At 60.3% G+C, this 24,160-nt stretch carries 22 protein-coding genes; 9 read left to right on the forward strand and 13 right to left on the reverse strand.

Translation table 11 applies throughout. The features are described 5' to 3' along the window. Positions 1 to 74: 74 nt before the first annotated feature. Entirely contained in the window at positions 75 to 1,232 is a 1,158-nt protein-coding gene (locus AC07T0_RS09555) for a glycerate kinase (protein ID WP_495000929.1), read from the reverse strand. A 343-nt stretch (positions 1,233 to 1,575) separates the two neighbouring features. Further along, on the reverse strand, positions 1,576 to 2,244 hold the full coding sequence (gene lepB / locus AC07T0_RS09560) for a signal peptidase I (protein ID WP_495000930.1): 669 nt from the start codon (positions 2,242 to 2,244) through the stop codon (positions 1,576 to 1,578). Between the two features lie 355 nt (positions 2,245 to 2,599). Between lepB and AC07T0_RS09565 the strand changes: the two genes are divergently transcribed. Together AC07T0_RS09565 and AC07T0_RS09570 are read left to right on the forward strand one after the other, a co-directional pair. After that, positions 2,600 to 3,040 (forward strand): hypothetical protein, encoded by a 441-nt coding sequence (locus tag AC07T0_RS09565; protein WP_495000931.1) that lies wholly within the window; start codon positions 2,600 to 2,602, stop codon positions 3,038 to 3,040. 404 nt (positions 3,041 to 3,444) lie between these two features. Next, positions 3,445 to 4,266, forward strand: a complete 822-nt coding sequence (locus AC07T0_RS09570; protein ID WP_495000932.1) for an SDR family oxidoreductase — start codon at positions 3,445 to 3,447, stop codon at positions 4,264 to 4,266. 24 nt (positions 4,267 to 4,290) lie between these two features. Here the strand turns inward: AC07T0_RS09570 and AC07T0_RS09575 are convergent, their stop codons facing one another. From AC07T0_RS09575 to AC07T0_RS09590, 4 genes are all read right to left on the reverse strand, one after another. Further along, positions 4,291 to 5,193: a LysR family transcriptional regulator gene (locus tag AC07T0_RS09575; protein ID WP_495000933.1), complete on the reverse strand. Its 903-nt coding sequence runs from the start codon at positions 5,191 to 5,193 to the stop codon at positions 4,291 to 4,293. A 396-nt stretch (positions 5,194 to 5,589) separates the two neighbouring features. After that, positions 5,590 to 5,901 carry an antibiotic biosynthesis monooxygenase gene (locus AC07T0_RS09580; RefSeq protein ID WP_495000934.1) on the reverse strand — a complete coding sequence of 104 codons (312 nt, stop codon included), beginning with the start codon at positions 5,899 to 5,901 and terminating at the stop codon, positions 5,590 to 5,592. Then, positions 5,831 to 7,261, reverse strand: a complete 1,431-nt coding sequence (locus AC07T0_RS09585) for a GGDEF domain-containing protein (protein WP_495000935.1) — start codon at positions 7,259 to 7,261, stop codon at positions 5,831 to 5,833. The genes AC07T0_RS09580 and AC07T0_RS09585 overlap by 71 nt, the downstream gene beginning before the upstream one ends. 311 nt (positions 7,262 to 7,572) lie before the next feature. Then, the gene (locus AC07T0_RS09590) at positions 7,573 to 8,682 is read right to left on the reverse strand and encodes a sugar diacid recognition domain-containing protein (RefSeq protein WP_495000936.1); all 1,110 of its coding nucleotides are present in this window, start codon (positions 8,680 to 8,682) and stop codon (positions 7,573 to 7,575) included. 168 nt (positions 8,683 to 8,850) lie between these two features. Between AC07T0_RS09590 and AC07T0_RS09595 the strand changes: the two genes are divergently transcribed. Then, on the forward strand, positions 8,851 to 10,164 hold the full coding sequence (locus AC07T0_RS09595) for an MFS transporter (RefSeq protein WP_495000937.1): 1,314 nt from the start codon (positions 8,851 to 8,853) through the stop codon (positions 10,162 to 10,164). Between the two features lie 67 nt (positions 10,165 to 10,231). On the opposite strand, the gene AC07T0_RS09600 is transcribed toward AC07T0_RS09595, so the two are convergent. After that, positions 10,232 to 10,468, reverse strand: coding sequence for a hypothetical protein (locus AC07T0_RS09600; RefSeq protein ID WP_495000938.1), 237 nt, complete (start codon positions 10,466 to 10,468; stop codon positions 10,232 to 10,234). Between the two features lie 314 nt (positions 10,469 to 10,782). On the opposite strand from AC07T0_RS09600, the gene AC07T0_RS09605 reads away from it, so the two are divergent. Next, entirely contained in the window at positions 10,783 to 11,796 is a 1,014-nt protein-coding gene (locus tag AC07T0_RS09605) for an aldo/keto reductase (protein WP_495000939.1), read from the forward strand. Between the two features lie 146 nt (positions 11,797 to 11,942). Here the strand turns inward: AC07T0_RS09605 and AC07T0_RS09610 are convergent, their stop codons facing one another. Continuing rightward, entirely contained in the window at positions 11,943 to 13,748 is a 1,806-nt protein-coding gene (locus tag AC07T0_RS09610; protein WP_495000940.1) for an EAL domain-containing protein, read from the reverse strand. A 218-nt stretch (positions 13,749 to 13,966) separates the two neighbouring features. Further along, positions 13,967 to 14,821, reverse strand: coding sequence for a pirin family protein (locus AC07T0_RS09615; protein WP_495000941.1), 855 nt, complete (start codon positions 14,819 to 14,821; stop codon positions 13,967 to 13,969). A gap of 199 nt (positions 14,822 to 15,020) precedes the next feature. Between AC07T0_RS09615 and AC07T0_RS09620 the strand changes: the two genes are divergently transcribed. Beyond that, the gene (locus AC07T0_RS09620; RefSeq protein WP_495000942.1) at positions 15,021 to 15,947 is read left to right on the forward strand and encodes a LysR family transcriptional regulator; all 927 of its coding nucleotides are present in this window, start codon (positions 15,021 to 15,023) and stop codon (positions 15,945 to 15,947) included. A gap of 122 nt (positions 15,948 to 16,069) precedes the next feature. Here the strand turns inward: AC07T0_RS09620 and mqo are convergent, their stop codons facing one another. Then, positions 16,070 to 17,716, reverse strand: coding sequence for a malate dehydrogenase (quinone) (gene mqo / locus AC07T0_RS09625; RefSeq protein ID WP_495000943.1), 1,647 nt, complete (start codon positions 17,714 to 17,716; stop codon positions 16,070 to 16,072). Between the two features lie 408 nt (positions 17,717 to 18,124). Between mqo and AC07T0_RS09630 the strand changes: the two genes are divergently transcribed. Then, positions 18,125 to 18,976 carry a CAP domain-containing protein gene (locus AC07T0_RS09630; RefSeq protein ID WP_495000944.1) on the forward strand — a complete coding sequence of 284 codons (852 nt, stop codon included), beginning with the start codon at positions 18,125 to 18,127 and terminating at the stop codon, positions 18,974 to 18,976. 132 nt (positions 18,977 to 19,108) lie between these two features. Here the strand turns inward: AC07T0_RS09630 and AC07T0_RS09635 are convergent, their stop codons facing one another. The 3 genes from AC07T0_RS09635 to AC07T0_RS09645 form a co-directional block, all read right to left on the reverse strand. Further along, complete coding sequence (locus AC07T0_RS09635) at positions 19,109 to 19,798, reverse strand: GNAT family N-acetyltransferase (RefSeq protein WP_495000945.1); 690 nt, start codon at positions 19,796 to 19,798, stop codon at positions 19,109 to 19,111. A 78-nt stretch (positions 19,799 to 19,876) separates the two neighbouring features. Beyond that, on the reverse strand, positions 19,877 to 20,506 hold the full coding sequence (locus AC07T0_RS09640) for a LysE family translocator (RefSeq protein ID WP_495000946.1): 630 nt from the start codon (positions 20,504 to 20,506) through the stop codon (positions 19,877 to 19,879). A gap of 209 nt (positions 20,507 to 20,715) precedes the next feature. Continuing rightward, positions 20,716 to 21,090: a tautomerase family protein gene (locus AC07T0_RS09645; protein WP_495000947.1), complete on the reverse strand. Its 375-nt coding sequence runs from the start codon at positions 21,088 to 21,090 to the stop codon at positions 20,716 to 20,718. Between the two features lie 109 nt (positions 21,091 to 21,199). Here AC07T0_RS09645 and AC07T0_RS09650 point away from each other — a divergent pair, with 109 nt between their 5' ends. The 3 genes from AC07T0_RS09650 (at position 21,200) to rarD (ending at position 24,157) form a co-directional block, all read left to right on the forward strand. Then, positions 21,200 to 22,066, forward strand: coding sequence for a LysR substrate-binding domain-containing protein (locus AC07T0_RS09650; RefSeq protein ID WP_495000948.1), 867 nt, complete (start codon positions 21,200 to 21,202; stop codon positions 22,064 to 22,066). Between the two features lie 230 nt (positions 22,067 to 22,296). Beyond that, on the forward strand, positions 22,297 to 23,271 hold the full coding sequence (locus AC07T0_RS09655) for a class I SAM-dependent methyltransferase (protein ID WP_495000949.1): 975 nt from the start codon (positions 22,297 to 22,299) through the stop codon (positions 23,269 to 23,271). A gap of 7 nt (positions 23,272 to 23,278) precedes the next feature. Further along, positions 23,279 to 24,157: an EamA family transporter RarD gene (gene rarD, locus AC07T0_RS09660; RefSeq protein ID WP_495000950.1), complete on the forward strand. Its 879-nt coding sequence runs from the start codon at positions 23,279 to 23,281 to the stop codon at positions 24,155 to 24,157. Positions 24,158 to 24,160: the final 3 nt, after the last annotated feature.

The following is a 24,160-nucleotide window of genomic DNA, read 5'->3' on the forward strand; positions in this document are numbered from 1 at the left end:
CGGGCAGACAAGTCCGAAACCTTGGACTGATCGCAAGCTTAGCCCTGAATGGCCGGAGGAAACACCACGCATCCTCATTCTTCATTCACGGATGGCCCCACTGCCGCCAGCTTCCAGACCCGGGCGATATCCCCGGCCCGCGCACTCAGCAGGCGCGGCGCCTCGCGGCAGGCCTGCTCCAGGCTCATGGGCCCGGATGCCAGGGCAAAGGCCGCGTCGACCCCGTGGGCGTACATCTGCTCATAACCTTCGCCGAGGGTCCCCGCCAGCACGATCACCGGCACGCCCTGCTCCCGGGCGATCCGCGCCACGCCGAAGGGGGTCTTGCCGCGTAGGGTCTGGGCATCGAAGCGGCCTTCGCCGGTAATCACCAGGTCGGCATCGAGCACCGCCTCGGCCAGGCCCACCAGCTCCGCCACCACCTCCACGCCGGGACGAAAGCGCGCCCCGAGGAAGGCCTTGGCGGCGAAACCCAGGCCACCCGCCGCGCCACTGCCGGGCTCGTCACGCACGTCCTGGCCGAGCACCTGGGCACACAGATCGGCAAAATGCCCGAGGGCCGCATCCAGTTCCCGGACCTGGGTCGGCGTCGCGCCTTTCTGCGGGCCGAAGATCGCCGAAGCGCCCTGCTCGCCGCACAAGGGATTGTTCACGTCGGCGGCGATCTCGAAACGCACCTGGTCGATACGTGGGTCAATCCCATCGAGGGCCACCCGCGCCACTGCGGCCAGGGCCAGGCCACCTGCGGGGACTGCCGCGCCTCGGGCATCGAACAGCCCCACGCCCAGGGCCTGCAAGGCGCCAGCGCCAGCATCGTTGGTGGCACTGCCGCCAATCGCCAGGATGATCCGCTGCGCACCGGCGTCCAGGGCCGCGCGGATCAACTCCCCGGTACCGAAAGTGCTGGTGATGCAGGCATCGCGCTGTTCCCTCGGGAGCAATTGCAAACCACTGGCCTCGGCCATCTCGATAATCGCCGTGGCGCTTGCCGGCAACCAGCCCCAATGCGCGTCCACCGGGTTCCCCAAGGGACCGCATACCCGCTGCTGGCGCAACTCGCCATTGCACGCCGCCAACACCGACGCCACCGTCCCCTCGCCACCATCCGCCATCGGGCATTCAATCAACTGCGCGTCGGGCAGCACCCGCGCCAGGCCTTCGGCAATCGCCCGCGCTACACCTTTGGCGCTGAGGCTGTCCTTGAACGAATCGGGGGCGATGACAATTTTCATGGGGGCGATCTCCAGTTCTTGTGACGTCCATGCTGCCAGTTGGAAGCGGGAATGACGCCGGTCTGCTGCACAAGCCCGGGCAGGCTTTATTGTTCATTCCTACAAACTGATCCTGGAGGTCCGCTCAATCCCGTGTAGGAGCCGGCTTGCCGGCGATGGCGGCGGCAACGGCGATGCAAAGCTCAAGGGCCTCATCGCCGGCGGGCCGGCTTGTGTCTGGCGTCACGATTAGATGGGTGGTGAGAGCGGTGAGTGGCAAACTGAATGCCGGCAGTGCTTAAAGCAGGTGAAGGCAGTGAGAACGGTGACAGAACACTCTCGTGCCGATTGCACACCCCGAGCGTCACAATATAGGCGCGCCAAATCGGCGAAACCGCGGCATCCAATGGTTCATGATATCCGCTGACGCCAGGATATGGTGCGCGCGCCCGATCAGAAGCCGACGCGACACAAACCCGATGTACCTTGAGTCTGCGCTGTCGTCGCGGTTGTCCCCCAACATAAAATAATTGTCGGCCGGTACCACAACAGGGCCAAAATTCCGTAATGCATGTACCGTCGGCATAAACTGAATGGTCCGCTTACTGTTGTTCGCGCGCTCGGTCACTTTGACAGCGGGGACAGATCGACCCGAGGCAATAGGCTCGCTGATATCCTGCGCATCAAAGTAGGTTGCGGGGGTACCGTTAACCCACAGCACCTCATTCCTCATTTCCAAGGTGTCACCGGGAATACCCACGATCCGCTTGATCAAGCGCATGCCATCCTTGGGTGACGTGAAGGTCACAACATCTCCCCTCTGGGGATTCTCAACCTTGGTCAAGGAAATATCAGTGAGGGGCAACTTGAGGTCGTAGGCCACTCGATTCACCAGCACCACATCCCCCTCAATCAGGGTCGGGCGCATGGAACCGGACGGGATGGGATTCCAGTCGGCCAAGGATGTGCGGAAAACGCCAAAGCACAGCCAAAAAATGATGGCGTAACGGTACCGGCTCAACCAACGTCGCATACAGCCTCGCAATACAGAAGGTGCGCGTAGGAAAGGCTCCTAGCATCCGCCCAGCAAACCATGCTGACTTTTTGCCAACGTTTACTACGGCGCAAACAGCTTACATTAACCTCGGAGCGGCTGGCGATATCAGCCTTGGTCTCGGCGTGCTACGTGGTCTGGTAAGGGGGGCATGCGAGAAATGGGACCTGGGCGGCTTTTCCAACCGATCGGCCGGGTCAGCCGCGACCCCGCAATAAGCGAAGCGCCGTCTTCGGCAATGCAAAGGAGACCTTCTTGCGAATTCTGATTTATTTGACTATACAACAGGTTGAAAAGCGTGTTCTTCTTCGCACGATCAATTATCGAGGTAAAAATGACCCATACTGAATGGTTAAATATAATAGAAATATTTGGCATGGATAGCTGTCGTGTTGTACTAAGATCTCAAAATGGCCCTGTCCTTCGCACAGGAGCAGCTTACGACCTCGACCCGATATCCATTCATCCAGACGGCTCCGCTGAATATGAGTCAAGATTGAAAACATCGATAGAGCTATCGAAATTTATGGCAGGGGCCCACCTGGCAACTCATGAAATATTCATGCTGTTCTATCCAGCTGCGGCGGGAGATGAGGTGTACAACTATAACAATAAGGTCTCTCTTCCAAAAGTAAATTTGACCCTCCCCAATCTTATACAAGCGGGAAGATGGTCGCTAACCACAAATACTGACACGTTGGTCACTAATGTTATCAATACAATACTTGCAACACCCGTGATATATCAAGATCGCTATGGTGTCCCACCTCAATAAATTTCAGCTCAAACCGCCGCCACGGCAATCGGCATTGGGCTCCTGGCATGACCACTATCTGTGGTCTCAAAAGGCTTTGGTAGAAACCGACTTGCAGTCACTGGACAGCATGTCCCAATATCTCATCAGCTCTTCGCTGAATAATTTGTTTGTAACCAGACCTGAAACAATTCTTAGAGTTCCGTGCCTGCCTATCATCTAAAAAAACATCGTTTTTTGAAAGCGGTTGCTGTGAGACCAGGTTCAGCTTGCTGGCAAGGCGGGGGGGAGCATCAACAGTGATGGCTAGCGTGGAGTGCTCAGTTACTGCTGAATCAACCTCACAAGGGCACGCTTTTTTACGCTTCTAATCAGATTCCGCGAGACGCTTTACAGTGCAGACCTGTCCTTCCAGGAGTACGAACATGACTGACGTAACCGTTGTAATTGGCGCCGGCTCGATCGGCCAGGCAATCGCCCGGCGTGTGAGCGCCGGCAAGCATGTTGTGCTGGCTGACCTGCGACAGGAAACCGCCGATGCAGCGGCCAAGGTTTTGAGCGATGCAGGTTTCGACGTGACCACCACTGTTGTGGATGTTTCATCGCGCGGCTCTGTACAGGCGCTTGTCGCGAAAGCCTCGGCAATTGGCAACATCACCGGGGTCATTCATGCCGCCGGCGTATCGCCCTCCCAAGCTCCGCCTGCCACCATCCTGTTGGTAGACCTCTATGGCACCGCTTTGGTACTGGAGCTGTTCGGTAATGTGATTGCTAAAGGCGGTTCGGCCATCGTTATCGCCTCGCAATCCGGTCACCGTTTGCCGGCACTCACTGCTGAGCAGAACAAGGCTCTGGCGTTGACTCCGGTTGAAGACCTGCTTGCACTCCCCATGCTTCAACCCGAACAAGTGACAGATCCGCTGAATGCCTACCAAATATCCAAACGCGGCAATTCGCTACGCGTGGCTGCGCAAGCTGTTCGGTGGGGTAAGCGAGGCGCACGTGTCAACACGATCAGCCCGGGCATCATTTTCACGCCCTTGGCCAGGGATGAGCTCAATGGCCCGCGTGGGGATGGGTATCGCCGCATGATTGAATCGTCCGCAGCCAAGCGCGGCGGCACCCCCGACGAAGTCGGTGCGCTTGCTGCTCTGATTATGGGCCCTGAAGGGACGTTTATCACCGGAAGCGACTTCCTCATGGACGGCGGCGTTACCGCTCAATACTGGTACGGCGATGACCAGTAGCGCCGCAGGCCAGCAGGAGTGGTTTCATTCTTGCTGGCGCGCCCACTCGCGTACCGCCTCCGCGAACATTCGCAGAGCCATTGGCGGATGCCGGTTCGCCGGATAGTAGAGGCAGGCACCCGGATAGTACGGGCCCCAATCAGGCAGCAGATGCACTAGGCGTCCGGTCTGCAAATGTTCCTCGACCTGATGCTCAGGTACCCAGGCAATGCCAATGCCCGCCAAAGCCGCCTCTGTCATCAGGTTGATGTTATCCATAGTCATGGGCCCGTCGACATCGATGCTGGCTGATCTGCCCAGATGATCGAGATCCCAGCGAAACAGCGTGCCGCTGGCAAAGCGAAACCGGATACATCGATGAGCCTTGAGGTCATGTGGTGCGATAGGTGCTGAGTGCCGACTCAGGTACTCAGGCGAAGCAACTGCGGCAAATCGCACATCTGGGCCGAAGCGCACCGCGATCATGTCGCGGGGGACGTCGTCAAACAGCCGAATACCAGCATCGAACCCATCGGCGACGATATCGACCAAACGGCTATCAGCCACACACTCGATATGGATCTGTGGATTGTCCTGAAGAAATTGAGGCATGACGTAGCGTATCAGGGGTTTGAACGACGACTCAGAGGCACTCAGTCGTATTGAGCCCGAAGGCGTGTTGCGCTCTGACGTGACGTCGTTGACCGCACATTCGAGTTCACCCAACAGCGGCTGCACACGCAAGAAGAGTTGCTCACCTGCCTCAGTCAAGGCGACCGAGCGGGTTGTTCGATTGAACAAGCGCAGCTCAAGACGCGACTCAAGCCCGCGCATGGAATGGCTTAGCGCCGAGGCAGAAACACCCAGCATTCTTGCCGCGCCGCTGAAGCTACGTTGTTCAGCAATGGCTACAAAAGCGGTCAACTCCGGAAGGCCAGCACGGATCATTAGTGAATCCTCCTCAATTCCCCATGAAACAATGCGCCAATTATTGAACTAAGCACAGGAATCTAAGGCGGCTGGATACCTGCGGGCATCTGCCGCAACGCGACTTGCCAGGCTACGGCAATCACCGGTATCCGAATTTCTGGAAAGATGTCAGTCGGTGTACGTGAAGCCGTTAAAGGGCCGACAATCAAGACGAGCAATGCCATCACTACAAAAGTAGTGGGGCGGCGCAAGGCCAGCATCACGGTACGTATCAGCACTGATGGCTCCGGTTACTTAATCGACGAAAGTTGAATTCAGTTCAGCTCTTTGGCTGGGAGTGCCCAAGCGCCACTTCGATGTGCATGAAGGCTGGTCAGCAGGCTGTTCAGATCGATGCCGTGCAGCATCTGGGCATTAATTGCCATGCGCTACGGCCGGCAGACACACGAAGCTTCCAAAGCTGAGGTTTGCCCCCGCCTCGATCAGGCAGTTAATTAACCGCGTCATCGCCGCGCTCTCGAACGACCCGGTCATTTGGGATTCACTTTCCCAATAGCCGCTAAGCCACCAAAGGCCGGCCTCTCGCGTGCTTCGAGTCAGGGTGTAATCGAGACATCCAGCTGGCACAGCTGAAGATGGACTCGCTGCTGGATGATCAGGGCTGAGGCTGTAGGTTGGTTTTGATGGCAGCGACGACACAGTTACGGCCTTGGTGTTTCGCGTCATAGAGGCGTTGATCGGCTACACGCAGAATGTCTTCGATGGAGTCCCCGTCGCGTCCAAATTGCGATACGCCGATGCTCACCGTGACCCGGGTCAGCCGCTGCTGGCTGATATTGAAAGAGGTCGTTGCAATGTTGCTTCGCAGACGTTCAGCGATTACGTGTGCGCCTTCGAGTGAGGTCTGGGGCAGCAGTATCATGAACTCTTCCCCGCCCACTCGGGCTACGCCGTCGTACGGCCGAATCGATTCGAGACACTCCTGCACGAACCTCTTGAGGATGTCATCGCCCACCTGATGCCCAAACTGATCATTGATGGACTTGAAATTGTCCAGATCGAGCGCCAACACGGAGAACGGAGCACCGCCGCGCTTGGCCCGGTCAATTTCGGCATCGACCCGTTCCATGAAACGACGCCGATTGTCAGCGCCCGTCAGTGGATCGGTCGCTGCAAGGTGGCCGAGCTCCTGATTGGTACGCTGGAGCTCCTGCAGGGCACTTTCAGCGTACGCCATCGACTCGGCAAGACGCACCATCAGTTCGCCTTGACTGTAAATCTTCGAAAACGACCGAGTGGAGAGAAACGCTTGCGCTACCCCATAGCTCAACAAGAAGAATCCAGCAGCGAAGATCGCATGGGCGAGCCACCACATATGGTTCCAGGGGCGCGCCAGGATAAACGCAAGAGATGACAACGCGAACGCGGTAACCGAGAGAGCAAAGATCACCATCAGCGGCGAACGGAAACGACGCAACAGGAGCACTGCCACATTCAATGTGGAAAAAACGAGGGCACCACCTTCAAGCGAGAGGCGTACCGCGAGATTGCCAGCAACCTGCGAATTCGCCACGTAGGCCACTGCCAGGTCAACCAGCAGGAACAGCCCTATCCAGGTCAACCACGGGTGGGGTTTTGTGCGTTGGTCCGCGGCATCAGGCGGTTGATGGTACGACAGCATGCCGACCAACAGCAGAATCGCCATGACCAGTCGAGAGGCCGGTCCGTAAAGCAGGAAGAGCCAGATATTGGAGTGGGCAAGCCCCGTGAACGCGCCATGCAACGCATAAATCATCACAAAACCGAGAAATCCCAACGTCATCCACCGCAGCAGCGGATCTCCCGATGACTGATAGCAGCACCAGGTTACGTAAGTAACAAACAGCCCCTCCAGGGTGGCAGCCGTGATCGCAATGATATGGAACGAGTGGTTCTCGAATAAAAGGGTCGGATCCTGAAAGAAATACAAGTAGCCAATCAGATAGGCCGGAACAAACGCAAACCCTGCGAGCAGCAAGCAGGCATAAAATTTAATGATAAGGTGGACCGCTTCAGGTCGCTCGCCAGCAGCGATAAAGTTACTCATAGCCCCCTCACGCAAATCCACTTTGCCCGCACCGACCCGGTACCAACCCCAAAGCCACCGACTTGCCAGCGCAGCCACATCATTATGCAAACGTCTTGCGAGTTGATGTTTTGAATTTCGATTGTAGACCAGCCATCACTTTCCGCTGCTGAAGTCGAAAAAATTCATATAAAAATTAACCAACAACGAACATCTCGTTTTCTCATCAGCCAAAGGCCCGTTGTCCTTCCTTAAAGGGGGTGATGGTATTAGCTTTGGCTGAATGCAGACGCTCATCATTCGCAGCACAAGAAACCGATCATTTGTGACGGTTACGTTGGCGACTCACTGTGGGGCAACAGTTGCACCCCCAGGTACAGCGCCAGCATCCCGTCCAGGCGCAGCGGGTCGACACCGCTGATCTCGGCGATCCGCTCCATCCGGTAGCGCAGGCTGTTGCGGTGAATCCCCAGTGCCTCGGCACAGCCCTGGCTCTGGCCATCATGCTCGCACCAACTGCGCAAGGTGGCGAGCAACTGGCCGTTGCCGTCCTTGGCGATGACCTTGCGCAACGGTTTGAGCAGTTCTTCCAGCGCATCGTCGCTGCGATGACGCCAGAGCATTACCGGCAAGCGATAGCGATTGAGGTGCAGCAGGCGGCTGTGGGGCAAGACATCCCGGCCATAGGCAAGCAGATCGCTGACCCGTCGATAACAACGCCGCAGGCCCCGCAAGTCGTCAGCCGGTCCACCCGCCGCGACGCGGGCGATCTTCCAACCGAGGCTGTCGAGTTTCTCCAGCAGGCGTTGATCGTCCAGAATCACCGTCGCCGGTCGACACCACAGCAGCGAGGCAGTCGACCCGCTGACACACCAGCTGTCGGGATAACGCGACTGCAACCAGGCTATCAACGCCTCGACACTCTGCCCCGGGTCCAGCTCGAACAGGTAGGGAATCCGTGACAACTGCGGCTTGAGCCCCATCTGCCGGGCCTCGTCGATCAAACGCGGCGAATCGCCCTCGTCACTCAGCAACAGGGCCAGCAGGTCGTCGCAGCGCTGGCGCCGCCACTGCTGCTCAGCCTGCTGGTGACGCTGGCCGACGAGCATTTCGGCAGTCATGCGCACCAGTTCGGCGTAGGTGCGCAGCTGCTCCGGCTCACCGGTAATGCCGAGCACGCCAATCAGCCGTTCGTCATGCATCAGCGGCAAGTTGATCCCTGGCTGCACGCCCTTCAGGCACTTGGCCGCCTGCTCGTCGATCACCACCACCCGGCCGTTCGCCAGCACCAGCTGCGCGCCTTCGTGGCGGGTATTGATCCGCTCCGGCTCGCCGCTGCCCAGGATCAGGCCCTGGCTGTCCATGACATTGACGTTGTAGGGCAGAATGGCCATCGTGCGATCGACGATATCCTGCGCAAGGTCATGGTCCAGTTCGAACATAGCGGTAGGGTCCTTGGTTCAGGTGGATCGGTGTTTGTTCAGCAGCACAGGGTACACCGGCAAACCCTGTGCACTGGCACAAAGACAGCAAGGCTGGCGATGGCCGAGACTCACAGGGCGATCAAGTTACCCTTGCCTCGCAAAAAATCATAATAAAGAGAGACCGCCATGTCACAGAGCGCCGCGTTATCCCAGGCCACCGCTGACTTGAAAAACGCCGTATACAAGCGCATCACTCTGCGCCTGATCCCCTTCATCTTCATCTGCTACCTGTTCAACTACCTCGACCGGGTCAATGTTGGCTTCGCCAAGCTGCAGATGCTCGACGCGTTGAAATTCAGCGAAACCATCTACGGCCTAGGGGCCGGGGTTTTCTTTATCGGCTACGTGCTCTGCGGCGTGCCAAGCAACCTGGCGCTGAATCGCTTCGGTCCACGGCGCTGGATCGCGCTGATGATGATCACCTGGGGGGTGTTGTCCACCTGCCTGCTGTTTGTCAGCACGCCGATCCAGTTCTACACCCTGCGCCTGCTCACCGGGGCCGCCGAAGCCGGCTTCTTCCCTGGCGTGGTGCTGTACCTCTCGCAGTGGTTCCCGAGCTTCCGGCGCGGGCGGATCATGGCCCTGTTCATGTCGGCGATCCCGGTCTCGGGCCTGCTCGGCAGCCCCTTCTCCGGCTGGATCCTCAATCACTTTGCCGCCGGCCAGGGCGGCCTTGCCGGCTGGCAGTGGATGTTCCTGTTGCAGGGTATCCCGACCATCGCCCTGGGCAGCGCGGCGTTCTTTCTGCTCGCGGACAAATTCGCCAACGCCAAGTGGCTGACCGCCGAGGAACGTGCCGTGCTCGAAGCCGACCAGGCCTTCGATGCCGCCAACAAACCCAAGGCCGTCAGCGATTCGCTGGGTGAAGTGTTCAAGAACCCGGCCATCTGGGCCTTTGGCCTGATCTACTTCTGCATCCAGAGCGGCGTCTACGCCATCAACTTCTGGCTACCGTCGATCATCAAGAATCTGGGGTTCAGCGACAACCTGGTCATCGGCTGGCTCAGTGCGATTCCCTACCTGCTCGCGGCGCTGTTCATGTTGCTGGTGGGCCGCTCCGCCGACCTGCGCAAGGAGCGCCGCTGGCACCTGGTGGTACCGATGCTGATGGGTGCTATCGGCCTGTTGATCGCGGTCAACTTCGCCACCTCGCCGGCCATCGCGATTCTCGGCCTGACGATTGCGACCATGGGCGCCCTCACCGGCCTGCCGATGTTCTGGCCGGTGCCCACCGCCCTGCTCAGCGCCGGCGCGGCCGCCGGTGGCCTGGCGCTGATCAACTCCATGGGCCAGATGGCCGGTTTCCTCAGCCCGTACCTGGTGGGCTGGGTCAAGGACGCCAGCGGTTCCACCGATGCCGCCCTGTATGTGCTGGCCGCGCTGATCGTCGCCGGCAGCCTGCTGGCCCTGCGCATGACCCGCACCTTGCGGACGGCATAAAACGGCGGCAATAAAAAGCCCGAGGCGTGACATCGCTCCTCGGGCGCGTCTCCCCCAATAAATAAAATCAGGCGGTGGCGCTCGTACTCACGCTTTGAGTCGCGGAGCTCATGGCTTTCTTGTGCTTCTTGTGCTTCTTGTGCTTTTTCGCGGCAAGTTGCATATCAGCCTTTTCGGCAGTGACCTTCTGGGTCTGAGTCGTCGGCGCCACCTGCGCCTGCGCCATGACCATCGGGACCACGCCCGCCTGGGCAACAACGATCGCCATGGCCAGCGCCTTAAGACGTTTCGAATTAAGCATCATGTCTCTCCATATTGAACGGGGTTATGTCCTGATGGCCGTTACAACTGTACCCGCCGGACAAGCAGGTCTCTTGGCTATATATCACTCTAGCCGGAGCCATCGTAACAACCTGTCAGAATTGACAGTTCCGACGAACGGTCAAGGAATGGCCGTTGTTGTGCCATATCCCGGAGAAGCCCCGGAATACGCGAAGACTTGGCGACGTTTTCCCTAACAAGGCTGTCGGATATCGGCGAGCCGATTGAGGGATTGCTCAACAACGCCGTTCTGGTATCTGATGGGCATCTTCTCTTTCGTGCAAAAGGATGTTGTTCATGAGTTATCGCACCCTCGGCCATTCTGGACTGCAAGTCAGCTCACTGACACTGGGCAGCATGATGTTCGGTGAACAGACCGATACCGAAACCTCCCTGCGCATCATCGACAAAGCCTGGGACCAGGGCATCAACTTTATCGACACCGCGGACGTCTACACCGGCGGACGCTCCGAAGAAATCGTCGGCGAAGCGATTGCCCGTCATCGGCATGAATGGGTCCTCGCCACCAAGGCCGGCTTCGGCCCGGTGGACGGCAAACCGAACCGCAGCGGCCTGAGCCGCAAACACCTGTTCAACGCCATCGAGGCCAGCCTCGGCCGTCTGGGCACCGACTACCTGGACATCTACTACCTGCACCGCGAAGACCACAACACCCCGCTGGAAGTCACGATCTCGGCCATCGGCGACCTGCTGCGCCAGGGCAAGATCCGCCACTGGGGCCTGTCCAACTATCGCGGCTGGCGAATTGCCGAAGTGATCCGCGTGGCCGAGCGCCTGGGGGTGGACAAGCCGGTGATCAGCCAGCCGCTGTACAACATCGTCAACCGCCAGGCCGAGACCGAGCAGATTACCGCCGCCGCGGCCTACGGCCTCGGCGTGGTGCCCTACAGCCCGTTGGCCCGTGGCGTGCTCAGTGGCAAATACGCCCCGGACGTCGCGCCGGACGCCAACAGCCGGGCCGGACGCCAGGACAAGCGCATCCTCGAGACCGAATGGCGGGTGGAGTCACTGCGCATTGCCCAACAGTTACAGGCGTATACCCAGCAACGGGGTGTCGGCCTGGTGGAATTCGCGATTGCCTGGGTGCTGAACAATTCGGCGGTCAGCTCGGCGATTGTCGGCCCGCGCACCGAGGAACAATGGGACAGCTACACCAAGGCCCTGACCGTGAGGATCAGCGCCGAGGACGAAGCCTTTGTCGACTCGCTGGTGACCCCGGGGCATGCTTCCACCCCGGGTTTCAACGATGTCAGCCACTTTGTCTCCGGACGCGTGCCACGGGGCGCCTGAAGCTCAGTCAAAGTCAACACGATCCCTGTAGGCGCTGGCTTGCCAGCGATGAGGCCTTTGAGTCATGCGCAGAACTTGCGGACGCCATCGCCAGCAAGCCGGCTCCTACATTGTCGTTCAGCGCAACATACCGTTATGCGGCATTATCAGCCCGTCTTCAATGGGAAACGATCCAGTGCCGCCTGCTGGAAATAAAGCCCCTCTTCGACCGGCCTGGAAAGAAAGTAGCCTTGCGCCTCGTCACAGCCGAAGTGCTTGAGTATTTCCAGGCAACCGAAACTTTCCACGCCCTCGGCCACCGTGCGATAGCCCAGGTCGCGAGCCACACCGATGATCGACTTGGCCACCCGCTGATGCTGGGCGCTGTGCTCCAGCTCGAAAATCATCGACTGGTCGAGCTTGAGGATATTGGCCGGGATCTTGTGCAGATAGGAGAAGTTGCTGTAGCCGGTACCGAAGTCGTCGATGGCCACATCGACCCCCATGTTTCTCAGTTGCTGAAGCTGCTCGATCACTCCGGCGCTGGAGCGCAGCCACTCGCCCTCGGTAATTTCCACCTCGAGCATCGTCGGGTCGACCCCATGGGCCGCACAGCGTTGCGCAATGACATCCGCCACATTGCGCCCATAAAAATCCCGGGATGACAGGTTGAACGATATTTTCTTGTCCTGGGCGTAGCCGGTGCTGGCGATCAGCATCACGACTCGCTCGATCACCCAGTCCGTCACCGAATGGATCAGCGAGCTTTTTTCGACAATCGGAATAAACTCGGCCGGCGAGATAAAGCCGTGTATTCGATGATTCCAGCGAATCAACGCCTCGGCACTCAGGTGCGCGCCATCGCGCAATGAGAAGCGCGGCTGATAGACCAGGAACACATCATCGGACTTCAAGGCCGGGGTAATGTCCGGCAGCAGGCTGAACAGACGGCGAAAGGTAACGTCGTCCTGGTGGTTGTAATAGGCAAAGGGCTGGGCTTTCTGCCGCGCGCTCTCGAGGGCGAACAGGGCCTTGCGCAACAGTTCCCGGGCCGTTTGCGCACCGCTGTCGAACTCCAGCAACCCCGCGCAGACCGTGGGTACCATCGGCAGATTCTCGCTGATCGGCGCCCGGCGCAGCCAATCCACCAGCCGCGGCAAAAAAACCCGCGCCTCGTTGACGTCCATCTGCATGGTGAAGGCGAAGCCCTTGACCATCACGTGATAGATCTTGATTCCCGTGCCGATAAACGCCTGGATCCGCGAGGCCATATCCCGCAGGACCGCTTCGAACGGCACCATGCCCTCCGCCACGGTCAAGCGATGCGCCCAATCGGTGTCCAGGGCATCGACCGTCACCAGCACCCTCTTGCGGCCATCGCTGGCCTGGATCAAGCCCTGCAGGTCGGAGAGAAATTGCGTGCGGTTGGGCAACCCGCTGACAGCGTCCACCCGCTTGAGCAGGTGCTGGCGCTCGATCAACTGCATGATCAGCGCGGCGAAATCTTCCAGGGCGGCGTGGTCTTGCGGGGTCAGCGTGTGGGCCACCCTATCGAGGATGCACACGCTGCCAATGGCGTAGCCGCCTTCGGTACGCAGGGGCGCGCCGGCATAAAACGTCAGCGCGCCGTCGCCCTTGACCAGCGGAAAATCGGCAAAACGAGGGTCCAGGCAGGCGTTGTCGACCACGAACACGCCGCGTTGGCGGATCGTGTGGGCACAGAACGACAGCTCCAGCTCGGGTGCTTGCTGACCAGTAAAGCCGTTGCTGGCAAGGAACCACTGGCGGTCCTTGTCGATCAGGCTGACGATCGCCACCGGCGCTTGAAAGCGCGAGGCGACCAACCGGCAGATCCGCTCGAAACACTCTTCGCGGGCAACGTCCGTCAGGTCGAAGGCATGCAGGGCGGCCAGCCGCTCCTCTTCTTCGCGGTCACGCAACAACATCTGCTCAACGGTCGTGAGTTTTTTCATCAGCACCTGTTGTTGTCAATCCGAGTCATCCTGTCGGACCAGAAAGATGGCCTTTTGCCGCCAATCATTACGCGGGCACCGAATAATATCCAGATAAATGCGACCGACGTCTGACAGAGCGCACAAAACCCCGTGGGAGCCGGCTTGCCGGCGATGAGGCCAGTGAGTCTTGCATCGCTCTTGCGGTCGTCATCGCCGGCAAGCCGGCTCCTACAGGGTTACAATCGACCTTCTTCGCGCAGACGTCGACCAATACGCAGGATCTCGGCCTCGCCCCGGGCCAATGCTGCAGCGTTACTATGCACCGAGTAATTGCCCAGCACCAGTTCATGGGGATGCTTGCGCGCGGAGCCAAGCACAAAGGTGGTCTCGCCCCGCGCCACGAATTCAATGGCCTCCTCGCCCTCCTCGAAGATCGCCAATTCGCCTTTGCCGAGTGCCCCGTTACGATCACCCGTATCAAGCTCGCCAACATCGACCGCCACCCAACCGACGGTATGACCGGCCGGTGGTGTGTAGGTCCAGCGCTCGCCGTCTTTCAACTGCACGGCCAGGTAGTTCATCGGCGCGGGGGCCGCGATCAGGCTCTGCGCCGCACCATAGTGCCCCAGCAGCACCCGCACCGGTCCTTCCTGTGGCACTTGTGCCGGGGTCAGGTATTGGCTGCGGGCCGGGGCATTTTCTTCAGCCGCCGGTAACGCCACCCAGAGCTGAAACCCCCGGACATGGCTGACCTCGGGCACGATCGAACCGGTATGCCAGACACCGTTCCCCGCCTGCATCCATTCAACACCGCCGGCCAGCAGGCGGCCTTGCTCGCCGGTGCTGTCTTCATAGAAAAACTCGCCTTCGCTCAAATAACTCAGTGTGGCGATGCCGGAATGCGGGTGCATGCCAAACCCTGGCTGGCCGGCCTTGGTCTGGAAGCTGAAATGATCGAGGAAGACAAATGGCTTGAGCCACTCGCCCAGGTCGCCGGGACTGACCAGCCGCGTAATCGCCCCGTGAGTGCTGCCGTGGGTCCGGTGAACAATGGCGCGCCGCTGTGGCGCGCGTGCAATCGCCGTGCTCATGCGAGCTCCCGAATCGAGCTGATAGGTAGCCGTTGTGCGGTCATGGAAATACTCCAAAAAAATGTTCGGATAAACCGCTGGATGCGCATCAACACGAATGCGTTCCCGGTCAGTTACGACGCAGTATGGATCGCCCCCTATTACTGGACTAGATGGCATAATTGGATTTCACTCCTCCATTTATGTAGGCAATTTCGTCATGCTCGACCTGAATGAAATCGCCATGTTCGTCCAGGTGGTGCGCCACGGCAGCTTTGCCGAGGCGGCCCGGCACCTGGGCGTGCCGGCCAATACCCTGAGCCGGCGTATCCAGCAGCTCGAAGCCCGGCTCGGCACGCGCCTGATGCAACGCTCCACCCGCAAGTTGACGCTGACCGGTGCCGGCCTGGCCTTCCATGCGCGTTGTGCCGGGGCTATCGACGGTTTGCTCGACGCCAGCCATGAACTGCAAGGCGGCAGCCAGGTCCCCAGCGGCCTGGTGCGTGTGGCGGCAACCGCCGACTTCTTCGAGTTTTTTCCAATGGACTGGGTCGCCGAATTTCTCGCCCGTTACCCACAGGTCAAGCTCGACTTCGTTCTCAGCGACGCCAAGGCCGACCTGATCGCCGAACAGATCGACGTCGCCTTTCGCGCCGGCCCCTTGCAGGATTCGGCCCTTGTCGGGCGTCAACTGCTGGGGCCGCGTAGCGACGGCCTGGTGGCCAGCCCGGCCTATCTCGCGGCACATGGCGCACCACAGACCTTGCAGGACCTGGTTCACCACGACTGCATCAGCGCCCCACACCCCAGCGGCCACACCACCTGGCACCTGAGCAACCCGGCCGGCGTGGAAGAAGAGGTGCAGGTCAGCGGCCGCTTCAGCGCCAACACCGCCCAGTCGCTGCGCAAGGCCGCCCTGGCGGGCCTGGGTATCGTCCTGTTGCCGCCGACCATGGCCCGGCTCGATGTGCAAGCCGGTTTGCTGGTGCCGGTGCTGCCCGGTTACCAACGCAAGAGCCGAGGCATGAGCGTGATCTACCCGAGTCGGCGACAGCTGCCGCTGGCGGTGTCGGCGTTTATCGATGCGTTCATGGAGAAACTCCAAAGGCAGGAGGCGTTGCCGGAATCCCCCTTCAGCCTTGAGTAACACTCATCTGAAAAAGCCCCGGGATTTTACCTGGGCAATAAAAAACACCCACTGTCCAGTCGCAAGACCGGGCAATGGGTGTTCTTCGTTTCACTGCGCCCCGCCGAAGCGAGGCCAGCTCTTTACAGCGCCATGTCAGCCGCTGGACTGTCGGCTTTTGGCTTGTCAGCCGCAGCCGGTACCGCTGGCGCAACGGCGGTCTGACCGATCACCGGAGGCTTGGTCAGTTGCAGGATTTCGGCGGTGTAGTTCCATTCCTTCTGGACCGCTTCAGGGCTGCTGTTGAGCTTGGTGCCATAACTTGGCACGATCTGGTGCATCTTTTCCTGCCAGGCAGGCGTCGCGACCTGGTCCTTGAAGACCCGTTCCAGAATGGTCAGCATGATCGGCGCAGCGGTGGAAGCACCTGGCGATGCGCCCAGCAGACCGGCGATGCTGTTGTCCTTGGAGGTCACCACCTCGGTGCCGAGCTTCAGGACGCCACCCTTCTCATCGTCACGTTTGATGATCTGCACGCGCTGACCGGCTTGCCACAGGCGCCAGTCTTCTTTCTTCGCCTCGGGGAAGTATTCCTTCAGGGCGTTGAAGCGATCGTCATCCGACATCATCAACTGACCGGCCAGGTACTCGACCAGCGGGTACTGCTCGATCCCGACGCGGGTCATTGGCCAGACGTTGTGAGTGGTGGTACTGGTCAGCAGGTCGAAGTACGAACCGTTCTTCAGGAACTTGGTGGAGAAGGTCGCGAATGGCCCGAACAGGATCACGCGCTTGCCGTCTAGCACACGGGTATCCAGGTGCGGAACCGACATGGGTGGCGCACCGGTCGAAGCAATACCGTAGGCCTTGGCCATATGCTTGAGGGCGATGTCCTGGTTATCGGTGACCAGGAACGAACCACCGACCGGGAAGGCCGCGTAGTCGTTGGCTTCAGGGATACCGGACTTCTGCAGCAGGTGCAGCGCACCGCCACCGGCACCGATGAAGACGAACTTGGCGTCGGCCGAGGTTTCGCTGCCATCCTTCAGGTTCTTGTAGGTGACGCGCCAGCTGCCGTCGTCATTGCGCTTGATGTCCTCTACTTCGCTGGACAGTTGCAACTTGAAGTTTGGTTGGGCTTGCAGGTGGGCGACGTACTGGCGGGTGATCTCGCCGAAGTTCACGTCGGTGCCGATCGGGGTCCAGGTGGCCGCGATCTTCTGCTTCGGATCACGCCCTCCCATCATCAGCGGGACCCACTTCTTGATCTGCTCCTGATCTTCGCTGTACTGCATGCCGCTGAACAGCGGGCTGGTCTGCAGTGCCGCGTAGCGGTCCTTGAGGAACTTGACGTTGTCGTCACCCCACATGAAGCTCATGTGCGGCGTCGAGTTGATGAACGAGTGCGGGTTCTTCAGCACGCCCTGACGGACCTGCCAGGAGAGGAACTGACGAGTGATCTGGAACGACTCGTTGATCTCGATTGCCTTGTGGATATCGATCTTGCCGTCTTTGTCGTACGGCGTGTAGTTCGACTCAGCCAGGGCGGAGTGACCGGTACCGGCGTTGTTCCAGCCATTGGAGCTTTCTTCGGCGACGCCATCGAGGCGCTCGACCATTTCCATCGACCAGTCCGGCTGCAACTCATTGAGCCAGATCCCCAGGGTCGAACTCATGATGCCCCCGCCAATGAGCAGCACATCAACTTTCTTTGTCTCGGCCGCGTGCACGGATATCGCGCCCATCGACACCGCCAGCCCCAGCAGCGCTGTGTTCAGTTTCTTCAACATTCAGTAATACCTAGGATAGGTAGACATACAAGGCCCATGAAAACCACCGGCCTCACGTTCATGTCCCTCCTGCGCTGACTTTTTATTAGTCATTGGCTTCAGCTAGGTTGGGTGACACTCATTTTGTTTGCCTTTGCGCGGAACGGGTCAATGAGCGGAATCTGTCCGCTCATGCACCCCGACCCACCAGGCTTTTTCGCGATTCCTTCGACGTCCGGTCACCTCGGATAGGCACGCTAGACACTTCCATGCTGCGACATAATACCTCAGCCACATGATTGAATGAAAATGCCTCGCCTTTACAAAGAAAAAACCTACCCGGATTGTAGGGTGAGCTGAGCAACGTTCAACTGCTCCTGGTGTGGGAAATCCGGCATCATGGGCACAGTCCGTTCAAGGGAGATGCCCATGCGCTTCATACCATCGCTTATCGGTCTGGCCACGCTGACGCTCGGGCCGGTGTTGGCGGCCAGCGCCGCCTCCACCGATCAGGCGCAACTGGTTGACTCGATCAACCACTACCGTAGCCAGGTGCGACGTTGCGCAAGCCAGGCCTCACTGGAATTGCCGCCACTCGCCACCGACCCACGCCTGGTACTGCCCATCAACAACCCCGGCGACTTGCAGCAGGAGCTGGCCGCCAAGGCCTATCCGATGGTCACCGTGCAAGCGATCAGCCTGTCGGGGCCGCGTGACGCGGCGGCGGCGATGAAAGCGGTGCAGGAAAGTTTCTGTCAGGTGGTGCTGAATCCGCAGTTCGTCGATATCGGCGTCAACCGCGAAGGACGTGACTGGCGCATCGTGCTCGCGCGACCGTTACTGAGCGCGCGCCTGGGTGACTGGCAGGTGGAAGGCCGCAAGCTGCTTGAACAGATCAACAGTGCCCGTACGCAAGCGCGCCAATGCGGCGGCCAGGCGTTTGCCGCGACAACGCCCTTGGCCTGGAACGCCGTGTTGGGGAGCGCCGCTGAAGGCCATAGCCGGAACATGGCCAACAACAACTTCTTCGACCACAAGGACCGTGACGGGCGCATGCCGGGGGATCGGGCTGAACTGGCGGGCTACAACGGCCAGTTGATCGGCGAGAACATCGCTGCCGGGCAAGACACCGTGCGCAAGGTGGTCGACGGCTGGCTGGCCAGTCCCGGTCACTGCGCCAACCTGATGAATCCACAATTCCGCGAGCTGGGTGCCGCCTATGTGGTGGACCCGAAGAGTGATTCGGGAATCTACTGGACCGCGATGTTCGGCACCCCCTGACTGACCGGACATCGCCTTTGTGGGAGCCGGCTTGCCGGCGATGAGGCCCTTGAGTCTTGCGGCGTCCTTACGGCCGCCATCGCCGGCAAGCCGGCTCCTGCACTGGATGGCGGCGGATTCAAGAGAGGGTGGTCACCCAGTCTCCCCCTGCCGTTCCAGGACAAAAGCCCTGGTGTGGCGAGTCATCTGATCGAGCTGGCGGTCACGCTGTTTCTCGGCGTCGACCATTGCACGCTTGCCGTGTTGTTGCAGCAGATAGGCATGAATCTGTCGTACCTCCAGCGAACGGTAGATGGGGGCGATGTCCAGCACCGCCACCAGGCCGTCCGTGCCGTGGTCACGGGTATTCATCAGCACCTGTGGCCCGCGCGCGGCCAGCACCTGGAAACCCAGGGCCTCGAACACCGGCACCTTGCCGACGACACAGGCCAGTTCCGCGTGGGGATAACGCTCGAGCATCTGCTGCAGCATCGCCCGTGCCACACCCTGGCGTCGATAGCCTTCGCGCACCGCCATATAGGCCACCGAGCAGGCCTGCGGATCATCCTTTACCGGCAGATACAGCAGGAAACCCACGACCTTATCGGGATCCTGCGCATCGGTTGCCACGATCAATTCGACGGCCAGCCCCTTGGCGCCATCCATCGCCTGCATATAGAGATGCGCCTCATAACCAACCCCGTACTGATACAGCTGATAGAGCGGATTGCTCGGTGCGATGGCCACCTGACTGACGTCAGTGACGTAATCGACGACCATCTGCTGGATCTGGCTGTGGATCGACTCCGGGGGCGGGGTTTCAAACAAGGTGATCGTGGACATCGAACATCGAGCTCCGAGGGTTGAGGCTTACCCTCGGCAGTTATCCGCCTCAGGCCCGGGCATGATAACCGGTCTTGCCTAGGTCGGGCGGTTGAGCAACACCAGGCGCGCCGCCAGCCCCGCCATCACGGCGGCAAAACCGTAGCTACCCAGGCGCCTGGACACCCCACCACTGGGCAACCGACCGCGTACCAGGTTGGCAAAGAGTGCCAGCAACGAATGAAACACCAGCGCAATCGACGCCAGCAAGACCCCCAACCCAACCAACTGCAAAGTGATACCGCCGTGTTCGAGATTGACGAACTGCGGCAGGAAGACCATGAAGAACAGCAGGGCCTTGGGGTTGAGCAGGCTGTTCAGGGTGGCCCGGATAAAGATCGAGCGCATCGAGCCCAGCGGGGCCTGACCTTGCGCCGCCGGCACCGTCGACTTCAACGCCATCCAGGCCAGCCACAGCAGATAGGCCGCACCGGCCCAGCGGATCAGCTCGAACGCCGGTGCCCAGCTCATCACCAGCCCGCCGATTCCGGCGCTGACCGCCGCGGTCATCAACAGATCCGCCAGGCTGATACCCAACGCCGCCGCGACCCCGCCTTTCCAGCCATGGGCCAGGGCATGGGTGGTGACAAAGGCCATGTTGGGCCCGGGAATCACCAGCAACATCGTCACGGCGGCGGCGAATACCGCCAGGGAAGAAAAATCGATCATGGTCGCTACACTCGACAAGGAAGGCCCTCAGCTTAACGTGGTTGCGCGCTCTGCATCAGGAACAGCCGGGAACGATTCGGCCATAACAGTCACCAGGCCCGTGTCGAGTCGAGCCTCCGCCTACGACTGAATACCTGTGGGAGCGGTGCTTGCCCGCGAAGCTTTTGGCGACCCAGCGCCCACAAGGGGGATGGGCTCCGGTCGGCTCATCAGTTACCCCGCCCTCCCGCAAAGGACCACTCATCCGCCTGGGTGGTGCTAATTACCACCATGACATCCTCCGGATCAATACCCGGCGCCACGCTCAGGCGCTCCACCAGACGCTGATAAAAGCGCTGTTTGGTTTCGGTATCCCGGACGCGACCCGCCGTAATCGCAATCAGCACAAAGTCCTCGCTGCGAGGCCCGCCCAGGTAGTCGCGATCGAAGATCAGCTCACCCATCTCATGCTGATGAATGACCTGAAAGCGATCGGTAGCCGGTACCTCGAAACTTTCCACCAAGGCTTCATGCAGCGCCTCGGACAAGCGGCGCAGGTACTCGGGGGACTTACCCCGATGCAGGGAAATACGGGCGAAAGGCATACCACCTCCAACAAAACCGTTGATTTGACGGAGGCAGGTTAACCAGCGACGATAGTTCCGAATATCAGATTAGATAGAACCCACAATCCCAAATAAGTGGATGATTACAATGCGCCACCCCACCTTCGACCTTGATGTATTGCGCACCTTTGTCGCCGGTGTCGAACTCGGCAGCTTTGCCAAGGCCGCCGAGCGCCTTGGCCGTTCGACCTCGGCGGTCAGCGCCCAACTGAAAAAACTCGAAACCCAGGTCGGTAGCGCCGTGTTGGTGAAGTCGGGGCGCGGCCTTATCCTGTCAGCCGCGGGCGAATCCCTGCTCAGTCATGCCCGGCGTCTGCTGGAACTGAACGACGAGATTTTCAGCAGCTTGCAGGGCGCGCGCATCGAAGGGACGGTACGCATCGGTTTACAGGACGATTTCGCCGAACACCTGCTCAGCGACGTGCTGCGACGCTTTTCCAGGGTCCATCCGCGGGTCAGCCTGGAAGTCAGCATCGCCCGCAATGCCGAGTTGCTGGCGATGATCGAGAATGGCCGCCTGGACCTGGCGCTGGCCTGGGAAACGGGTGCTAGCACGCCTCACGCCACGCGTCTCGGTGAAACCCGGATGCACTGGATAGGCTCACGTGAGTTGCCGCTGCCCTTTCCAGTTGACAGCCTGCCGTTGCCCCTGGTGGTGTTCGACGCACCGTGCATTTTGCGCAGCACGGCAACCAAAGCCCTGGACCAGGCGCGTATCCCCTGGCGAGTGGCACTGACCAGCCCAAGCGTCAGTGGCATCTGGGCCGCCGTCTCGGCCGGGCTCGGCGTCACTTTGCGCACCCGCATCGGCCTGCCCGCTCAGCTGGCGGTGCTTGAAAGCCTGCCCACGCTGCCCATGCTCGGCTATGTGCTGCACCAGGCCGTGGAAGCGCCCACGGCAGCAACGCGGCAGCTGTCCGAGTTGCTCCAGGCAAGCCTCGCTGAACTGCGATAACGGGCCGCCGCGCATTCAATTGCGTATCCCGCTGGCCGCCCTGGTCGGGGTCATGTTCGTGGTCGCGCAGCAGACTTTCGCCTGGCAGCACTAGTCACCCGTGCGCCGCAACGTCGCTGCCCGGCCCACCCAGGGCTACTGCTGGAAATCAAATGCGTGGCGCTACAACGCGCAACGACCTGGGGCGGATGTGGTTAAAATGCCGCCCCTTTACTTGCCGGCATTGCCTGATGACCCCCGACGCCCTGTCCCTCCTCCACACTCACCTGCTCACGGCCCTGGCCGCCGCCCCCGCGGAAACCCGGCGCCTGTTCCACGGCCGGGGCCGCTGCTGGCCGGGGCTGGAGCAACTGACCGTCGACTGGCTGCAGGGCGTGGTGCTGGTTTCGCTGTTCAAGGAGCCGGAGCCCGAGCAGTTGCAAGCCCTCAAGGACCTGCTGATGGAGATCAGCCAGTCGCCTGCCTGGCTGGCCAGCGGCGCCCAGACCTTGTTGCTGCACCATCGCTACCGGCCCCTGAGCCCCGCCGAATGGCTGGTGGGCCAGGCCATCGAGGAGTGGGTGATCACCGAAGGTGGCTTGCGTTATCAGGTCGACCTGGGCAAGAAACAGAACAACGGCCTGTTTCTCGATATGCGCTACGGCCGCGACTGGGTACGGGCGCATGCCCAGGGTAAACGGGTGCTGAACCTGTTCGCCTACACCTGCGGCTTTTCCGTGGCGGCGATCGCCGGTGGAGCCGCGCATGTGCTCAACCTGGATATGTCCCGCGCGGCCCTGAGCCGTGGGCGCGACAATCATCGCCTGAACGGCCACGACCTGGGCAAGGTCGGCTTTCTCGGCCACGACCTGTTCAAGTCCTGGGGCAAGGTCATCAGCAGCGGTCCTTTTGACCTGGTGATCATCGACCCGCCGTCCTTCCAGAAAGGCAGTTTCCTGCTGAGCAAGGATTACCAACGGGTCTTGCGCCGCCTGCCGGAACTACTCAGCGCCGACGGCCTGGTCCTCGCCTGCATGAACGATCCGGCCGTGGGTTCGGACTTCCTGATCGATGGTGTGACCCGCGAGGCCCCGGGCATGCTGTTCGAACGCCGCCTGGACAATCCACCCGAGTTCCCCGATATCGACGCTGAAAGCGGATTGAAGGCCTTGTTGTTCAAGCAGGGTGCTATCCTCCCGGAAAAAACCGAACCCAGCGTTTCGTGAGGCTGTTGTGTCCCGAGGTATTGTTTTATCGGTGTTGGCGTCCTGCCTGTTCGCCATCATGTATTTCTATACGTCCCTGCTCGCGCCCCTCAACGGTGAAGATATCTTCGGTTGGCGGATGCTCCTGACCGTGCCCTGCATGACCGTGTTCATGCTGGTGTCCGGGGACTGGAAGCTGGTCCCGGCGATCTTCGTCCGAATCAGGCAACACCCCCTGTTGTTGCTCAAACTGCTGGTGTCTTCGGCGATGCTCGGCGTCCAGTTGTGGATATTCCTCTGGGCGCCGCTCAACGGCCATAGCCTGGATGTGTCCCTGGGTTATTTCCTCTTGCCGCTGACCATGGTCCTCACCGGACGCATCGTCTACGGCGAACGTCTGTCGCGGCTGCAAACCATTGCCGCCCTGCTCGCCCTCTGTGGCGCGCTCAACGAGTTGTATCGGGTCGGCAGCTTTTCCTGGACCACCTTGCTGGTGGCCATCGGTTATCCGATCTACTTCGTGCTGCGCCGACGCAACGGCACTGACAACCTCGGTGGTCTGTGGCTCGATATGGCGTTGTTGCTGCCGGTGGCCTGGTGGTTCGTGCAACACGGCGAGCAGGGTTTTGCCGTGGTCAATCTGCGGCCGGCGTTGTATGGGCTGATTCCGCTGCTCGGGCTGATCAGTGCCGCGGCGCTGATCTGTTACCTGCTGGCAAGCAAGGTGCTGGCGTTCGGACTGTTCGGTTTGCTCGGCTATGTCGAGCCGGTGCTGCTGGTGATCGTCGCCCTGCTGCTGGGGGAAAGCATCGGGCCGGGTGAATGGCTGACCTACCTGCCGATCTGGCTGGCGGTACTGGTGTTGGTGCTCGAAGGCGTGAAACGGGTGCTGGCGCAGCGACGCTGAGCA

Source organism: Pseudomonas sp. GW821-FHT04D07, assembly GCF_059420225.1.

Excerpts from the sequence above, each read along its gene's own strand:
- AC07T0_RS09600 (WP_495000938.1), bottom strand. The coding sequence starts at position 10,468 with ATGATGCTTAATTCGAAACGTCTTAAGGCGCTGGCCATGGCGATCGTT.
- AC07T0_RS09580 (WP_495000934.1), bottom strand. The coding sequence starts at position 5,901 with ATGACGCGAAACACCAAGGCCGTAACTGTGTCGTCGCTGCCATCAAAA.
- AC07T0_RS09620 (WP_495000942.1), top strand. The coding sequence starts at position 15,021 with ATGCTCGACCTGAATGAAATCGCCATGTTCGTCCAGGTGGTGCGCCAC.
- AC07T0_RS09610 (WP_495000940.1), bottom strand. The coding sequence starts at position 13,748 with ATGAAAAAACTCACGACCGTTGAGCAGATGTTGTTGCGTGACCGCGAA.
- AC07T0_RS09630 (WP_495000944.1), top strand. The coding sequence starts at position 18,125 with ATGCGCTTCATACCATCGCTTATCGGTCTGGCCACGCTGACGCTCGGG.
- AC07T0_RS09585 (WP_495000935.1), bottom strand. The coding sequence starts at position 7,261 with ATGAGTAACTTTATCGCTGCTGGCGAGCGACCTGAAGCGGTCCACCTT.
- AC07T0_RS09635 (WP_495000945.1), bottom strand. The coding sequence starts at position 19,798 with ATGTCCACGATCACCTTGTTTGAAACCCCGCCCCCGGAGTCGATCCAC.
- AC07T0_RS09555 (WP_495000929.1), bottom strand. The coding sequence starts at position 1,232 with ATGAAAATTGTCATCGCCCCCGATTCGTTCAAGGACAGCCTCAGCGCC.
- AC07T0_RS09565 (WP_495000931.1), top strand. The coding sequence starts at position 2,600 with ATGACCCATACTGAATGGTTAAATATAATAGAAATATTTGGCATGGAT.
- lepB (WP_495000930.1), bottom strand. The coding sequence starts at position 2,244 with ATGCGACGTTGGTTGAGCCGGTACCGTTACGCCATCATTTTTTGGCTG.
- AC07T0_RS09615 (WP_495000941.1), bottom strand. The coding sequence starts at position 14,821 with ATGAGCACGGCGATTGCACGCGCGCCACAGCGGCGCGCCATTGTTCAC.
- AC07T0_RS09605 (WP_495000939.1), top strand. The coding sequence starts at position 10,783 with ATGAGTTATCGCACCCTCGGCCATTCTGGACTGCAAGTCAGCTCACTG.
- AC07T0_RS09575 (WP_495000933.1), bottom strand. The coding sequence starts at position 5,193 with ATGATCCGTGCTGGCCTTCCGGAGTTGACCGCTTTTGTAGCCATTGCT.
- AC07T0_RS09595 (WP_495000937.1), top strand. The coding sequence starts at position 8,851 with ATGTCACAGAGCGCCGCGTTATCCCAGGCCACCGCTGACTTGAAAAAC.
- AC07T0_RS09590 (WP_495000936.1), bottom strand. The coding sequence starts at position 8,682 with ATGTTCGAACTGGACCATGACCTTGCGCAGGATATCGTCGATCGCACG.
- AC07T0_RS09655 (WP_495000949.1), top strand. The coding sequence starts at position 22,297 with ATGACCCCCGACGCCCTGTCCCTCCTCCACACTCACCTGCTCACGGCC.
- AC07T0_RS09570 (WP_495000932.1), top strand. The coding sequence starts at position 3,445 with ATGACTGACGTAACCGTTGTAATTGGCGCCGGCTCGATCGGCCAGGCA.
- mqo (WP_495000943.1), bottom strand. The coding sequence starts at position 17,716 with ATGTTGAAGAAACTGAACACAGCGCTGCTGGGGCTGGCGGTGTCGATG.
- AC07T0_RS09645 (WP_495000947.1), bottom strand. The coding sequence starts at position 21,090 with ATGCCTTTCGCCCGTATTTCCCTGCATCGGGGTAAGTCCCCCGAGTAC.
- AC07T0_RS09640 (WP_495000946.1), bottom strand. The coding sequence starts at position 20,506 with ATGATCGATTTTTCTTCCCTGGCGGTATTCGCCGCCGCCGTGACGATG.
- AC07T0_RS09650 (WP_495000948.1), top strand. The coding sequence starts at position 21,200 with ATGCGCCACCCCACCTTCGACCTTGATGTATTGCGCACCTTTGTCGCC.